Source organism: Prosthecobacter sp., from assembly GCF_044227185.1.
GTDB lineage: Bacteria > Verrucomicrobiota > Verrucomicrobiia > Verrucomicrobiales > Verrucomicrobiaceae > Prosthecobacter.
Genome location: NZ_JBGAFO010000016.1, coordinates 38,479 through 54,133, shown reverse-complemented (window position 1 = coordinate 54,133; position 15,655 = coordinate 38,479). Strand labels below are relative to the sequence as shown.

The following is a 15,655-nucleotide window of genomic DNA, read 5'->3' as shown; positions in this document are numbered from 1 at the left end:
GAAGGCCGCAGTCAGTCTGTGACGCCATTCTCGATTGGACACAGAGGAGCGACCGACACCAGTGCTTACGGAGCCTTGCCAGCGGCGAGTTGTTCGGCGAGGCGCTGGCTTTCGGCCGAGAGTTTGCTCATCGGGAGCTGCCATTCCTGGCCGCCGGCGGTGCGGACGGTGAGGGTGGTCTGGTCTGCGCGCACGAAGGAGGCGGTGATCTTGCGGCCTTGATTGTCCACCCATTGGCGAGGCACGGCGGGCGGGGGAGGTGACGGGGCTTTGGCCGCCGCAAGGCTGGCGTCGGGGGATGAATCCCACACCCGAATGCGGTGGAACCAGACTTCGAAGAGTTCGCCGGTGCAGGTGATGAACATGGTGAGGCCGTGAGGCTGCTCGACGTCGCTGCGGCTGACATCCGCCACGTGGCGGTTGTTGATGAAAAGGCGGAGGGTGGAGCCCTGGCCTTCGATGCGCATCTGATGCCATGTCTTTCCGCCGGGCGGGATGGAGACGCCGGTCCGGTTGAGGATGAAACCGATCTGCGGGCGGTAGATCTCAGGCCGGCTGAAGCTGTCCATGCGGACCTCGATAGCGGGGCGTCTTTGCGGGGCGAGAGCGACTCCCCAAAAGCCAGCGTCCTCCTTTGTCACGCGAAACTCGGCTTCGTAAACAAAGTCCTTCAGTTCCAAATCGTGAAGTACAGACAGAGGGGGCGACCACTGCGTTCTGCTCCTGCTGCTGAGCTGGTAGCTGCCCCCTTGCCAAAAGGCCACCAGCTCAGGCATGCTCACGTCCCTGAAGTCAGGCTGGGAGCGCTTGAAGTCGGCGTCCACCAGCAGCTTCATGGAGCGGGTGTCCTGTGGGGTGGGAGCCGGTGCGGAAGGGGCGGAAGGGGCGGGAGCAGGAGGGGAGGGCGTGGCTGGCGCTGATGCAGGCAGGCTGGACGTTTTCGGGGCCAGGGGGCGCCAGGCCAGGTCTTTGAATTCAAAAGGGCCCGCCGGGTGCAAGCCGGTGACACGACCAGGCAGGGGTACGGGAGTCTGCAGGATCTGCCTGCCATCCACCTCCACGATGATTTCTTTGTCGTAAATCTTCAGCACGACCTCGCACTCCTGGCCCGGTGGGACGCCCAAGAGCGGCCGCTGCCCGAAGGGTATGTAGCCGGTGGGCTGGAGCATTCCGCCTAAGGCGCTGACCTGGTTGATCCAGCCGCTGGCAAAGCGAATGTTGCCCGTCACATCCGGACCGAGCATCAGGGTGTAACCGAAGCGCCCGTCATCCGTGGTGGTGTTGTGCAAGTGCGTCACCACACGGAAGTGCTGATGATTTCGCAACTTCAGGCGCAGAGCGACGTTGTTGGTCTCCAGAACTGGAGCGAAGCCTTGCTGCATGATTTTCCAGCCGGGAGTGGCGGAGTCACTGATGCGGAGCTTGTTTACGAGTTCCGGCTTCTCTTCCAGCAGAGGGCGCCAGCCATCCGCAGTGGTGCTGATGGCGGCGGGAGTGGCGGGTGCGCCCGTGGATTCCAGAGGCATGACTTCGAGCTTCTCAATGATGGTGCCTGTGCTGACACTGAGGCCCACGCGGCCCAGAGGGTAGCCAGAGAGGGGCCCGTCAGCGACGACGACGCCGTTTCTGCTGAACGTGAAGCGATCCCCGACGGCTTTCAGTTCCACGTCCAGGGGCTCGCCGGGAGAGACCTGGGCGGCCATGCCACGCATGACAAAGGGAGTCCAGTTGTTCGGAAGATGGTAGCGGAGCTGGGCCAGGTCGCCGGCGAAGGCGGCGGAAACGTAGCGGTAGTTGGGATTGTCCTGGTAGCGGACGATCAGGGCGGGAGGAGCGGTCCAGGCACCGCTGAACCGTGCGCGTACAATGCAGTCGCGCAGCACGATATTGGAACTGCACGTGACGCCTGAGGTGGCGATGAAGGTGGCGGGCTCGCCCGGACGTTTGCTCAGGCCACTGGCGCCTCGCAGGCCGCGGGCGAGGACGTCCAGCCAAACGCCGGGCTGGAGGCCTGGAGTGACGGTCAAGGTCTCCTGAGCCACCGGTGGCTTGGGCGGCAGGGAAGGTGGCGAGGTGGCGCTGGTGGCAGATGATGGAGGAGTCTGCGCCACGGGTGCAGGGGTGGCAGGCGCGGGTGTCGGGTGCACCGGGCCGGGGACTGGTGGGACCGGCGCGGGTGAGGACGAGGAAGATGAGGAGGCGGAAGGAGTGTCCGCCATCGGTGCGGCGGCGGCGGCGGGTGGGTCTGCGGTACGGGTTTGCCACAGCCAGATCACCGCCCCCGTCAGAGCGAGCACGGCCAGCCAGGCGAAGGGAGAGCTGCGTTTTTCCACGACGCGGGTGACGACCTGCGTCTGGGGGAGACGCGGGGTGTTTCGGGCGGGCTGGGGACGCGCATCCGTGGGCAGCGCCGGGGGAGGGGGAGTCTGAGCCGGCTCCACTTTGACGACTGGCTGGGTGAGGATGCCATCGAGCTCGTGGCGGAGCTCGGCGGTGGTCTGGAAGCGGATTTCGCGGTCGTCCCGCAACGACTTGGCGATGATGCCATCAAAGCGTGGGTCGAGCCCTGGCACCTGCAGGCTGGGCAGCTCAAACATGCCCTGGGGCAGCTTTCCGGTGAGCATGCAGTAGAGCATGACGCCCACGGCGTAGATGTCCGCCCGGTGGTCCACACTGGAGCCCAGCATGAGAGCCTCAGGCGCCATGTAGTGCAGCGTGCCCATGGCCATGCCGCTGCGGGTGAGGCCGGACTCTCCGGCGCGGTTCATCTTGGCCAGGCCGAAGTCCGCCACCTTCACCACGCCGTCGAAGCCGACCATGATGTTGGCGGGCTTGATGTCACGATGGACGATGCCGCGCTCGTGGGCGTACTTGAGGGCATCGCACACATGGGCGGTGATGGCGAGGGCATGCGCGGAGTGGAGGCGGCCCTGCTCGGAGAGCATGCGCTGAACGTCGGTTCCCTCAATGAACTCCATCACGATGTAGAGCAGGCCGTCCGAGGTCTCGCCGAAATCATAAACGGCGACGATGCCCGGATGGCTGAGCCTGGCCATGGCGCGCGCTTCGTTCTTGAAGCGTTCGGTGAAGTTGGCGCCATCGTCTGATTCATCGATGCCGGGCGGCAGGATCTTGATGGCGACGGGGCGGTCCAGATTCCGCTGCACGCCTTTGTAAACCGCGCCCATGCCACCGCGACCGAGCAGCACGGTGATGTCGTACTGGGGAAGAAGGTGCTGCAGGTCCCCGGGGCTGGGAGGCTGCCATCCTTTGCCGGTGCGGCTGGAGGAGGGCCTGTCTGCATCGGAGAGGCGCAGGGTAGGATCAGAAGCGTCGGAATGCATGCGTCTTGCCGCCCTCAGTAGCGCGGACGTGAGGAAATTCCATGCGGAATCAGCGAATTTCGTGCCATTTTTTCTGAGGATTGGGCCGTGTGAGGCTAGGTGGAACCCATGGCTCTATAGGCTGAGTGCCTGCCTCTGTCCGCTTTTTTTACAAGGCGCGCTGGAGGAAGAGCTTTTCCTCCGGCAGAAGCAGGACGGGGGAGATGCGCTCGACGAGGCGGAAGGCTTTGCCGGCATCTCCACCGGCGGCTTTTAACAAGAAGGCGTAAATGGAGCGCTCGCCGGAGGAGAGGTCTTCGGGTTTGGCGATGGGTGTGAGGAATCTGCTGACTTCAGGGAGCCGGCCGGTGCGGTAGGCGGCCAGGGCCTGCAGAAGGCAGATGCGGTCCGTGGGGGTGATGCTGGTGTCGAGGAGGTCTTGCAACTGCTGCTGGGCGAGCTCGAGCTGGGTGCCGAGGACGAGCTGGAGGTAGAGCTGCTGGGTGAGGAAGGCGGGGTTTTCGGGCTGAAGGTCCCGGAGGCGCTGGCAGGCGTGGAGCATGCGGGGGCCATCGTGCTGATGGCCGGCCATCTGGTACACTTTTGCGAGCATGGCAGGGCGGGTGGCGGGGTGCCTGGAGGCGAGGGCTTCGTAGCACTTTTCCGCGAGGTCCCACTGGGAGTACCGCTCCGCGAGGGCGGCGGCCTGGAGGGTGGTGGCGGGGTCCTCACCACGGCCGGCTTCTTCATAAATGCGCAGGAGGGTCTGGCGTGGCTGGGAGGGTTCTGTGTGGAGGTGGAACTGGGCCTCTGCCTGCCAGAGGAGGATTTTTTGCGAGGAGAAAGCGGGATCGATACCGCCGGAGGTGAGGAAGGTGTGGAGGGGCTGCCACTGGCTGGTGCCGCGGAGGGCGTCCACGTAGGCGGGAAGGAGATCGGTGTGGCGCGCGGCAGTCTGGGCGGGCAGCATGCGCAGGATGCGGGCGTATTCATGCTCGGCGCGGAGCCAGTTCAGGAGGAGCGTGGTGTGGGCCAGGGGGCGGTCCTTCCAGCGCAGGACTTCCGCGCTGACGAGGTCTGAGCGAAGGTGGGGAAGGAGGCGCAGGTGGGCGGAGATGACGCTGAGGCGCACGGTCTCGTAGCGGCTGTCGGTGGTGGCGGGAGGAGGGGCTGCGGCCTCGGTGAGCCGGAGGAGCTCGCCGAGCTGGGGGACTGTGAGCTCCTTGGTGAGAGAGAGGTTTTCGATGGCCGCGAGGGCGGTGGGGCCGGTGGTGGTGCGGGCCACCTGCCAGAGGCGTGCGCGCATGGCGCTGCGGCGGCCGGGATCGCTGCTGTTGAGATCGAGGGTGGCGAGCTTCTGGAGGCTGTCGGGATCGTGCGGGGCGCTTTGCAGGGCGGCGCGGCGGGCTTCGGCGGCTGCGGTGCCCTGGCCAGCGGCCTGAAGGAGAACGGCGTGGAGTTCCAGGCCGTGCTGCTGCTGCCTGGCGGCGGCGGGGAGGTGGTCGTAGATGTCCTGGGCCTTGGCGGTCTCTCCCAGCCGGACGTGAACCTGGCCCATGATGATGAGGTCTGCGGGAGTGGCGGCACCGAGCTCCTGAAGGCGGCGGACGAGGCTTAGAGTGGTGCGGGGATCTCCACCGGGGCGGTTGTTGAAGTCAAGGCTGGCATGCAGCACTTCGGGATCATCTGACGCCCAGCGTCTGGCATCCCGCAGGAGAGCGGCGGCGGCCTGGAGGTCCCCTTTTTCAAGATGCTGGCGGAACTCCGGGAGGTGGCGGCGGGCGAGCCACTGGCGGGCGAGTGGAGAGGCGTGGGGATAGGCGAACCAAGTGGCAGCGCCGAAGGCCAGCAGGAAGATGGCAAAGAGGAGGAGCAGGCGCCTTTCCCGCCGGGTGCGCGCCGCATGGGGGGCGATGGCATCCGGAGTGGGGTCTGACGGCGGGGTCATGGGCGGGAGGGCGCTCAGGGGGCGCCGAGATCGAGCACGCAGCGGAAGCCGAGGTCTGCGCGGGTGGCATTTTTCGGGGCGTGAAAACGGGCGGAGGTGAGCAGCGAGTCCTTTTCGTAGCCAAGCCAGCTACCGCCGCGGATGACGCGCTCCTCCGGCGCACCGGGCCAGGGATCGGCGCACCATTCGGAGACGTTGCCGCCCATTTCATAGAGGCCCAGGGCATTGCCGCGCGCGCTGTCCACCGGGGCGGTGTAGGAGTAGGGGTCCGTGGTGCCGGGGATTTTGGTGGCGTCCAGATTGGCGGTGAGGGGCGGGGGCTTCCAGTCGTCGGCCTTGGGAGTCCAGGGGAAGTGGGTTTTGTCCGCGAGGTTGCGGGCGGCGGGGTCGGCGCCGGTTTCATTTTTGAGGCCGGCGGCGAGGCTCCACTCGACATCGGTGGGGAGGCGGTAGAAGGCGTTGGCGGGGATGAGCTTGGAGGCGCGGTCACGCTCCGTGAGCCAGGCGCAGAAGGCGGTGGCGTCCTCCCAGGAAACGCCTGCGGCGGGGTGGTTCCCGCCGAGGAGGAAGGAGGGCTTCTGAGTCCAGGCGCGGCCGGAGTCGCGCATCCAGGTTTCGTAGTCACGGACGCTGGTCTCGGTGACGCAGATGAGAGGGCCGCCTTTTTCCTGGAGGGGGACAAAGCGCATGCCGAGGGCATTGATGAAGGGGGTGCCATCCGCCACGGCAGGCTTGAGGGTGGCGGGGTCGGGGAGGCTGTCGTCGTCGCCTTTGCCCTGCATCTTTTTGCGCAGGGCCTCCACGGCGGAGGCGTCCACCTTGCGGTTTTCCGTCATGGCCTTCATGCGTTCATCGAGGGCCTGCCGCTTCTCGGCGTCTGAAGCGGCGAGGAGGGAGGCGGTGCGGCGTTTGTCATCAAAGACGCAGCGGAAGCCGATGGTGGGGGCGCGGAGATCCACGGGCACCACATACTGGTAGGAGGAGGTGAGGCACTCGGCGCGGAAATAGGCCCAGGAGCCGCCGCGCAGAATGCCCATGGGCTGCGCGCGCACCTCCACGGGCTGGGTCCACTCCCAGACATTGCCGGAGAGATCGTAGAGGCCCTCTTTGGTGGGGGTGAAACTGCCCACGGGGGCGGTGTAAGTGTAGCCGTCATTGGGATAGCCGGGGATCTCGCCGTCGGCGAGATTGGCGGTCTTTGCGGAAGGGGGCCAGTCCTGCCCCCAGGGATAGATGCGGTCGTCCAGGAGGCGGTCTTCGGCGGTGAGGTTGTTTTTCTTGCGGCCGCGGGCCAGACCGACGGCGGCGTCCCACTCGTCCGGAGTGGGAAGGCGGTAGGTCTGTGAGCTGTCGATGAGGCGCTTCTCACGCTCGGTCTCGGTGAGCCAGTTGCAGAAGGCGACGGCGTCCTGCATGTTGACGCCGACCACGGGATGCTCCGGGGTCTGCTGGAAGTGGGGCTGGAAGGTCCAGGGGTACTTTTTCTGGCGCAGAAACTCATTCCACTCCGAGACGCGCGTCTCCCAGACGGCAAAGAGGACGGTGGTGCCCGGCACGCTGGCAAAGCGTGCGCCGAGGCTGCTGACGTGCGGCGACTGCGGACTGCCTGCACCTGGCTGAGGGCTGGTCTGCGCCTGGGCGGCCAGGCATGCGGCCAGTGAAAGGACAGGCAGAAGGGAGGGGAGACGGAGCATGGAAGTGGTGAGCTGTGAAAGAGAAAGAGAAAAAGGCCGGGTTCATCCAAAAAAAAGAACCACGGGACAACACGGCGCCTCGTATTCTGTCAGAGAAGGGGAACGGTCGCCAGCAAGGGATGGTGTCAAACTGTTAACAGATAAGGGCACTTTATCCTTTGCGCTGGGGATCAGCATGGTACAGTCACCACCTTTTTTCTGAAAATGCCGTTCCAACCCCGGCAACATCAAGAGGCCGCCCAGCCAGGCGACCATTGGCGGCAGCTTGACCGGATCCTTTTTTCTGAATGATCGTACTCGGACTTAATGCGTACCACGGCGACTCCGCGGCGGCGCTGGTGAAAGATGGCAGGCTGGTGGCCGCGGCCGAGGAGGAGCGCTTCCGCCGCATCAAGCACTGGTCCGGGCTGCCTACCGAGGCGATGAAGTGGTGCCTGGCGGATGCGGGGCTGAAGCTGGGGGATGTGGATCACATCGCCATCAACCGCAATCCGAAGGTGAACAACCTGAGGCGGGCGCTGTATGTGCTGCGCAAGCGGCCGAGCCTGAGCCTGATGCTGAAGCGCCTGGGCAACATCCGGCGCGCGGGGAGTTTTGAAGACTCGGTGCAGGCGGCGTTTCCTGGCGAGAAGCTGCGCGCGCAGGTGCACCGCGTGGAGCACCACCTGGCGCATCTGGCCTCGGGATTCCTGGTGTCGGATTTCGAGGAGGCGGTGTGCCTCTCGGTGGACGGGTTTGGCGATTTTGCCAGCTCGGCCTGGGGCATGGGGAAGGGGAATGACATCCAGATCGACGGGCGCGTGTACTTCCCGCACTCGCTGGGGATTTTCTATTCGGTGATCACGCAGTTCATCGGATTTCCCTACTTTGGCGATGAGTACAAGGTGATGGGCCTGGCGCCGTATGGCGAGCCGAAGTACCTGAAGGAGATGCGCGAACTGGTGCAGGTGCAGAGCGATGGAACCTTCCGCCTGAACTTGAAATACTTCCGGCACCACACGGAGGATGTGCACTACACGTGGGACAACTGCTCCCCGGAAGTGGGAACGCTGTACAAGAAGGAGCCGATGGAGGCGCTGCTGGGACCGCAGCGTGAGAAGGGCGCGGCGCTGGAGCAGAAGCACCGGGACCTGGCCCGCAGTGCGCAGGCGATGTATGAGGAGGCCTTCTTTGCGATGCTGCAGGCGCTGCACGCGCGCTATAAGTGCGATAATCTGGCCCTCTCCGGTGGCTGCGCGATGAACTCGGTGGCGAACGGCAAGGTGTACCTGAACTCTCCCTTCAAGCGCATGTACCTGCCTGCCTCCGCGGGAGATGCCGGCGGCGCGATCGGCTCCGCCTTTGTGGTGGCACGGCAGGAGGGGGCGGCTGCGAACCGTGAGCGCTATGTGATGGACCACGCCTATGTAGGGCCGCAGGCGGGTGATGGTGAGATCCAGGCGCTGCTTGATGAGCGCAAGGCGGAGATCATGGCCGAGCAGTGCACGGTGCGGCGCGTGGATGATGAGGGCGAGCTGTGCCGCCTGACGGCCGCGGCGATCACGGAAGGGAAGGTGATCGGCTGGTTTCAAGGCCGCATGGAGTGGGGACCGCGCGCGCTGGGGAACCGCTCCATTCTCGGAGATCCGCGGCGTGCGGACATGAAGGACATTTTGAATTTGAAGATCAAGCGGCGCGAGTCCTTCCGCCCCTTTGCGCCGAGCATCCTGCGCGAGCAGGTGAGCGAGTGGTTTGAGCAGGATGACGATGTGCCCTTCATGATGGAGGTCTTCCAGGTGCGGGCCGAGAAGCGCGCGCAGATTCCCGCGACGACGCATGTGGACGGCTCCGGCCGGCTGCAGACGGTGCACAAGGAGACGAACCCGCGCTACCACCGCCTGATCAGCGCCTACCGCGAGATCACCGGGGTGCCGATGGTATTAAACACCAGCTTCAATGAAAACGAGCCGGTGGTGTGCACGCCGCAGCAGGCGCTGGACTGCTTTCTGCGGACAAAGATGGACGTGCTGGTGCTGAATGACTGGATGGTGACGCGATGAGCATGAGCACTTCGGAAGATCAGCTCAATCCTCACATGATCACTTTGGATCAACTTCCTGGCGAGGATCTGATTCGGCGCGGCCTTGCGGATTACTCGGAAGGCCGGATCACACCCGAGTCATGCCTGCTGGCCGTGGGGTGGAGCCGTTTGCAGCGAAGCGGGCTGCCGATGCCCGTCAGCTCGCCGGCTCGTTTTCCTGAGCCTGAAATGCAGTTGTATGCTCTTTTGTGCGCTGAAAAGGGGGATGCCTACTCACGCTACAATGCGCTGGTGCGGCGCCTGATCAGCTTCGAGCAAGCCATGGAAAAACAAAAAGGTAACGCCGGATGAAAGGCCTCATTCTCGCAGGGGGCGCGGGTTCGCGCTTGTATCCGCTGACGCAGGTGGCCTCGAAGCAACTGCAGCCGGTGTATGACAAGCCGATGGTGTATTACCCGCTGACGGTGCTCATCGCTTCGGGCATCCGGGAGATCTGCCTGATCTCCACGCCGCAGGACCTGCCGCGCTTTCAGCAGCTTCTGGGAGATGGCTCGCAGTGGGGCGTGGTGATCGAGTACCGTGAGCAGCCGCGGCCGGAGGGGATCGCGCAGGCCTTTGTGATCGCCGCGTCGTTCATCGGTCAGGACGCGGTGACGCTCATCCTGGGGGACAACATCTTTTTTGGCGGCGACGCCTTTCCGCGCGCGTTTGCGGAGTTCAAGTCCGGAGCGACGATCTTTGCCTACCATGTGAAGGATCCGGAGCGGTATGGCGTGGTGGAATTTGACGCCGAGGGCCACGCGGTCTCGCTGGAGGAAAAGCCGGCGCAGCCGCGCAGCAACTACGCCGTGCCTGGAGTGTATCTGTATGACAACGACGTGGTGGGCATCTCCCGCGCGCTGCAGCCTTCCGCGCGCGGTGAGCTGGAGATCACCGATGTGAACAAGGAGTACCTGCGCCGCGGCACGCTGCGGGTGCAGCGCCTCAGCCGCGGCACCGCGTGGCTGGACGCGGGCACCAGCAGCAGCCTGCACGAGGCCTCCGCGTACGTGCAGACCATCGAAAAACGCCAGGGCATGAAGCTCGGCTGCCCGGAGGAGGCGGCGCTGTACCGCGGCTTTCTCACGCTGGAGCAGTTTGAGGCCCTGGTGGGACGCATGCCGCGCTGCGAATACCGCGACTATCTGACGGATGTGGCCGCGGAGGTGCGCCGCGTCGGCCTCATCGGCGCCTGATTTTTTCACCCCACCCTCCACCCATTCATGGTTCCCCACCCGGTACTTTCCCACCGCTACTCCCAGCCCGAAGAGAGGCAGGGCTACGTCAAAGAACTCTTTGACCAAGGAGCCGTGCATTACGACCCGGTGGTGGGCTGGGGCTTTCTCGGCTCGGGAAATCTCTACCGGAGGACGGCGCAGAGCCGCCATGGACTGCGGCCGGGAATGCAGCACCTGGACGTGGCCTGCGGGACGGGCCTGGTGGCCGTGGCGGCGAGCCAGGTGCTGGGCGGAGACAGCACGATCACCTGCGTGGAGCCGAGCGACGGCATGCTGGCCGAGGCGAAGAAGAAGCTGCCCAACGCACGCTTTGTGCAGAGCCGCGCGGAGAGCATGCCGCTGGAGGATGAAGCGTATGATTTTCTCACGGTGGGCTACGCGCTGCGCCACTTTGCCGATCTGGAGGCGACCTTCCGCGAATTCCACCGCGTGCTCAAGCCCGGCGGACGCGTGCTGATCATGGAGGCGACGCGGCCCGCGGGCAGGATCGGCTCGGCGCTTTTCAAGCTCTACTTTGGCATCATCTACCCCTTCTTTGCCCGGCTGCTCACCCGCAGCCGCAAGGCCGAGGAGATGATGGTGTACTTCTGGGAGACCATGGACACCTGCGTGCGCCCGGAGGCCGTGGTGGCCGCGCTGCAGGCCGCCGGGTTCAAGGACGCGCGGCGCATCGCCTGCATGAACATCTTCAGCGAATACGCAGGGGTGAAGGCATGACGATGAACCTCCTCATCACCGGCGGGGCGGGTTTCATTGGCTCCAATCTCATCCGCCAGGTCATTGACCGGCCGGAGATCGCAAGGCTGGTCAATCTGGACTGTCTCACGTATGCCGGGAATCTGGAAAACCTCGAGGGCATTCACGATGTGCATCCGCGGTACGTCTTTGAGCGGGTGGATCTGCGCGACAAGGAGGAGGTGCTGCGCGTGGTCCGCGAGCATGACATCACACACGTGATGCATCTGGCGGCGGAGTCCCATGTGGACCGCAGCATCACGGCCCCGGCGGATTTCATCACCACGAACGTCAACGGCACCTTTCATCTTCTGGAGGCGTGCCGCGTGCACTGGCTCCGGCCGGCGGCGGGCACCCGGCCGGCAGCCACGCGGTTTCTGCACGTCTCCACGGACGAAGTCTTTGGCTCGCTGGGCCCGGCAGACCCCGCCTTCAGCGAAACGACACCGTATGCGCCGAATTCACCCTACTCCGCCAGCAAGGCCGCCAGCGACATGCTGGTGCGCAGCTACCAGCACACCTACGGGCTGCCGACGCTCATCACCAACTGCTCGAACAACTACGGGCCGTATCAGTTTCCCGAAAAGCTCATCCCAGTGGTGATTCAAAAAGTGCTCAGCCGGCAGCCGATCCCCGTGTATGGCGACGGGATGAACGTGCGCGACTGGCTCTACGTGGGCGACCACTGCCAGGCGTTGTGGGCCGTGCTGCAGGCTGGCAGGACGGGAGAGACCTACAACATCGGCGGGCAGAACGAGCAGGCAAACCTTTCCATGGTCCAGCAGATCTGCGATGTGATTGACGAACTGCAGCCCGGGCTGTGCGGGAATTCGCGCAGCCTCATCACCTTTGTGACCGACCGCCCCGGCCATGACCGACGCTACGCGATCGACAACCGCAAGATCATGGCCGAGCTGGGCTGGCGGCCCGCGCACACCTTCGCCGCCGGCCTGCGCGAGACGGTGGCGTGGTACCTGGCCAGCCAAAGCTGGTGCCAGAGGGTGCTCATGCCACGAAGCTAAGCCGCGCAGGAGAGCTGCCGCCGCTCCTTGCCCCCCCCGGAAAAACCACACGTGCGCCTGCTGATTTACGCCCATTATTTTGCGCCCAGTGTGGGCGGGGTTGAGACTGTGGTGCTCGCGCTGGCGGCAGGGCTCAGCGCACCGGAGCATGGTCATGAAGTGACCGTGGTCACGCAGACTCTGCGTGGCGTGCATGATGATGAGGCCCTGCGCTATCGTGTGGTGCGCCGGCCTTCCGCCTGGGCGCTGTGGCGGCTGATCCGCCAGGCAGACGTGGTGCATGTGGCGGGTACTGCTTTAGGTCCCGTACTGCTGGGCCTGCTGGCGCGCCGGCCGCTTGTGGTGGAGCATCACGGCTTCCAGTCGATCTGCCCCAATGGGCAGCTTGTGCAGGAGCCGCGGAGCCAGCCGTGCCCCGGGCACTTCATGGCGGGCCGGCATGGCGAATGCCTGCGCTGCAGTCCGCAGCCTGCTCCGTGGATGACCTTCCGCCTCTGGCTGCTCACCTTTGCGCGCCGCTGGATGTGCCGCCGGGTGGACGTGAATGTGGTACCCACGAGCTGGCTGGGACGCCAGATCAAGCTCCCGCGCACAGAAACGGTGCTGCACGGTGTGGCGCTGCCGGAGCCGCAGGCGGCGCGCGAACCGGACGCGTCGCGCATTCTTTTCATCGGCAGGCTGGTGCGGCCCAAAGGGGTGCATCTGCTGCTGGAGGCCGTGCAGAGCCTCCATGCGCAGGGGCTGCGCTTCCAGACCTGGATCGTGGGGAGCGGCCCGGAGCGCCCTTTGCTGGAGGCCGGCGCGGGCGGCGGCGCGGCCGAGGTGAAATTTTTTGGCGGGCTGCCCGAGGAGAAACTGGATGCGCTGCGCCGACAGGTCTGCGTGGTGGTGGTCCCCTCTCTCGGCGGCGAAGTCTTCGGAATGGTCGTGTTGGAAAACATGGCGCAGGGTCTGCCTGTGCTCGCTTCAGACATAGGTGCTTTCGCCGAAGTGATAGGCGAGGGAGGTGTCACTTTTCAAACGGGCGATGCCGTGGATCTCGCGGCGAAGCTTTCCGCCATGCTGAAGGATCACAAACTGCGTGCGCGGCTAGCGGCGGCGGCCCTGAGGCGTGCGGCAGAAGTCTTCAGCCAGGTGCAGATGGTGGAAGGCCACGCGCGTATCTACCGCCGTCTGGCCGAAGGAGCATCCAGCAACGCACGGAAGGGATGAGCCCGCTGAAGCCATGGTTTCTTCACCGCCCCCGACAGCTTCTGCTGAGGGTGCTGCGCCAGTTTCACCAGCCGGAGCGGGCGGTGGTGCGGCTGCCCTGGGGGCTGCACCTGAGCATCTCACCGCGCAGGGCCATCGGCCGCGCGATCTGGCACACGGGCGTGTACGATCTGGCGGTCACGGAGGCGCTGTACCGTCTGGTCCACCCTGGCGCGGTCTGCCTGGATGTGGGGGCAAACATCGGCTGCCTCACCGGTCTGCTGGCTCTGCGCGCGGGCGCGAGCGGCAGTGTGCAGGCTTTTGAGCCGTTTGATCCCAACCACGCCCTGCTGCTGCACAATCTGCGGCTGGCCGCACAGGATGGAAAAAGTCTCGCCCCGGTGACCGTGCGCCGCCTGGGGCTGAGCGATCATGCCGGCAGCGCTAGCCTCGTGTTTGAAGACGCCGCCAGAGACGTGGACGTGCAGGTGAATGAAGGCACACCCTATGTGGGCACGCCGGCGGCCGGCGGGCGCTGCGTGGAGATCGAGCTGGCGCGGCTGGATGATGTGCTGGGTCCGGCGCACGTGGATGTGATGAAACTGGATGTGGAAGGGCATGAGCTGGCCGTGCTGCAGGGCGCAGCCAGGACGCTTGCGGAAAGGCGCATCACCAGCATCGTTTTTGAAGACCATACCGGGGCGCACAGCGCGGTGTGTGAGCTGCTCACAGCAACCGGCTACCACCTGCGCCGCCTGGTCTGGACGCTGAGCGGCCCGCGCCTGCTGGCGGCAGATGCCGAAGACCCGGCGCAGCGTCAGGAGTCGCCTAATTACCTCGCCACCTTGGATCCGGAGCTGTTGCCACGGCTGGAGGTCCAGGGCTGGCATTGTTTGAGCGCAGCATGAACATTTCCTCCTGGGTCTCCCGCTGCCCTGGCTTCCTCCGGCGGCCACTGGCGCGGGTGCTGGCCACACCCCTCGGCGGGAGGCTGGCGCGCGGCGCCTTCTGGTCGCTGCTGGGCACCAGCCTCTCAAAAGGCTTAGCGACGCTTTCCTGGATCATCGCCGGGCGCATGCTGGGAAAAGAAAGTTTTGGTGAGCTGAACATGGTGCAAAACACGGTGGGTCTGTTCGGTGCCGCTGCTGGGCTGGGCATGGGCATGGCCGCCGCCAAATACGTGGCCGAATACCGCCGCACCGATCCCGCGCGCGCCGGGCGCTTCATTGGCCTGGCTGGCGCGGCCACCTGGATCACCTCCGGTGTGCTGGCACTCGCGCTCTGGCTGCTGGCCCCCTGGCTGGCGCGGGAGACGCTGGGTGCGCCGCATCTGGCGTCCTGGCTGGCATTGTCCTCCCTGCTGCTGTTTTTCTCCGGAGTGGCCGGCGCGCAGCAGGGGGTGCTGGCCGGATTTGAAGCCTTCAAGTCCATCGCTGTCATAAGCATCGCCACCGGGCTCGTTTCCTTTCCGCTGCTGCTGCTGGGCGCGCACTGGGGCGGGGTGCTGGGCGCGCTGTGGGCGCTGATCGCTGCGGCGCTGCTGAACTGCCTGCTGAACTTCATCCACCTGCGGCGGCATGCCAGGGCACAGCACATCGTGATAGGCATTCGCGGCTGCCTTTCGGAGGCGCGCGTCTTCTGGGACTTCAACCTGCCCGGCATGCTCAACACCCTGCTCAGTGCGGCGGCGGTCTGGGCGGTGGGAGCCATGCTGGTCCGGCACAGCAGCAGCTTCGGCGGCCTGGGGATTTACAATGCGGTGCAGCGAATGAAGCTGGTGCCGGAAAACATGGCCGCCATGCTGCTGGCACCCATGCTGCCGGTGCTCAGCGAGACCTTTGCGCGGAAGGACATGGCGGCGTACGGCCGCACGCTGCGCGTTTCCTACACCGTCGCAGGCCTTGTCATCATCCCCGCCGCCCTGGTGCAGATCTCCGCGCCCTGGCTCACTCTGCTGCCCTTCGGCGCGGAATACCGCAGCGGGGAGCCCCTGGTGCTGTGGATCATGCTGACCACGCTCACCTACGCGCTGCTCTGGCCCATGGGAAACATCTTCATCAGCATGGGGCGCATCTGGTTTGCGCTGCTCGTCGGCACGCTGCACAATGCGCTCATCTGCGGCCTGGCCTGGTGGCTGATCCCGCGCCAAGGTGCCGCCGGGCTGGCCCTGGCCGCCGCCGTCTCCCTCATGCTCGCCAATGTGCCCTCCGTGCTGCTGCTTAAAAAAAACTTTCCCGGCCTGCTGCGCGAAGTCCGCTGGGGCCGCATGACCGCGCTGGTGCTGGCGCTGGTGCTTGTCTGCGAAGGATCGTGGCATTTTTTCACCCCCGCCCAGGCGCTGCTCACCGGCCTGGCCGCCGCGGGGGCCTTCGTCTTCTGGCTGCTGCCGCATGGAACACCACCCGCCCGTGCGGAGCTGCCGGTGCAGATGCTGTGACTTTGCCA

At 65.4% G+C, this 15,655-nt stretch carries 11 protein-coding genes; 8 read left to right on the top strand and 3 right to left on the bottom strand.

The genetic code is table 11. The features are described from left to right. Window positions 1-65: 65 nt before the first annotated feature. The 3 genes from ACILSQ_RS28130 to ACILSQ_RS28120 all read right to left on the bottom strand — a co-directional run bounded on the left by ACILSQ_RS28130 (window position 66) and on the right by ACILSQ_RS28120 (window position 6,965). Window positions 66-3,344: a protein kinase domain-containing protein gene (locus tag ACILSQ_RS28130; RefSeq protein ID WP_395747024.1), complete on the bottom strand. Its 3,279-nt coding sequence runs from the start codon at window positions 3,342-3,344 to the stop codon at window positions 66-68. A 148-nt stretch (window positions 3,345-3,492) separates the two neighbouring features. Further along, window positions 3,493-5,271 (bottom strand): hypothetical protein, encoded by a 1,779-nt coding sequence (locus ACILSQ_RS28125; RefSeq protein WP_395747023.1) that lies wholly within the window; start codon window positions 5,269-5,271, stop codon window positions 3,493-3,495. 14 nt (window positions 5,272-5,285) lie between these two features. Next, window positions 5,286-6,965 carry a formylglycine-generating enzyme family protein gene (locus tag ACILSQ_RS28120; protein ID WP_395747022.1) on the bottom strand — a complete coding sequence of 560 codons (1,680 nt, stop codon included), beginning with the start codon at window positions 6,963-6,965 and terminating at the stop codon, window positions 5,286-5,288. Window positions 6,966-7,252: 287 nt separating this feature from the next. Here ACILSQ_RS28120 and ACILSQ_RS28115 point away from each other — a divergent pair, with 287 nt between their 5' ends. The 8 genes from ACILSQ_RS28115 to ACILSQ_RS28080 are packed head-to-tail and all read left to right on the top strand — an operon-like array spanning window position 7,253 to window position 15,647. After that, a complete protein-coding gene (locus ACILSQ_RS28115) occupies window positions 7,253-9,004 on the top strand; it encodes a carbamoyltransferase (RefSeq protein ID WP_395747021.1) in 1,752 nt (583 codons plus the stop codon). 2 nt (window positions 9,005-9,006) lie between these two features. Next, window positions 9,007-9,336, top strand: a complete 330-nt coding sequence (locus ACILSQ_RS28110; RefSeq protein WP_395747020.1) for a hypothetical protein — start codon at window positions 9,007-9,009, stop codon at window positions 9,334-9,336. After that, window positions 9,333-10,220, top strand: a complete 888-nt coding sequence (gene rfbA / locus ACILSQ_RS28105) for a glucose-1-phosphate thymidylyltransferase RfbA (RefSeq protein WP_395747019.1) — start codon at window positions 9,333-9,335, stop codon at window positions 10,218-10,220. The genes ACILSQ_RS28110 and rfbA overlap by 4 nt, the downstream gene beginning before the upstream one ends. A gap of 27 nt (window positions 10,221-10,247) precedes the next feature. After that, window positions 10,248-10,979, top strand: coding sequence for a class I SAM-dependent methyltransferase (locus tag ACILSQ_RS28100; RefSeq protein ID WP_395747018.1), 732 nt, complete (start codon window positions 10,248-10,250; stop codon window positions 10,977-10,979). 2 nt (window positions 10,980-10,981) lie between these two features. Continuing rightward, entirely contained in the window at window positions 10,982-12,019 is a 1,038-nt protein-coding gene (rfbB, locus tag ACILSQ_RS28095) for a dTDP-glucose 4,6-dehydratase (protein WP_395747093.1), read from the top strand. Between the two features lie 51 nt (window positions 12,020-12,070). Next, entirely contained in the window at window positions 12,071-13,231 is a 1,161-nt protein-coding gene (locus ACILSQ_RS28090; RefSeq protein ID WP_395747017.1) for a glycosyltransferase family 4 protein, read from the top strand. Beyond that, window positions 13,228-14,118: an FkbM family methyltransferase gene (locus ACILSQ_RS28085; RefSeq protein WP_395747016.1), complete on the top strand. Its 891-nt coding sequence runs from the start codon at window positions 13,228-13,230 to the stop codon at window positions 14,116-14,118. Before ACILSQ_RS28090 ends, ACILSQ_RS28085 begins: the two co-directional genes overlap by 4 nt. Further along, window positions 14,115-15,647 carry an oligosaccharide flippase family protein gene (locus ACILSQ_RS28080; RefSeq protein ID WP_395747015.1) on the top strand — a complete coding sequence of 511 codons (1,533 nt, stop codon included), beginning with the start codon at window positions 14,115-14,117 and terminating at the stop codon, window positions 15,645-15,647. Before ACILSQ_RS28085 ends, ACILSQ_RS28080 begins: the two co-directional genes overlap by 4 nt. Window positions 15,648-15,655 lie beyond the last annotated feature (8 nt).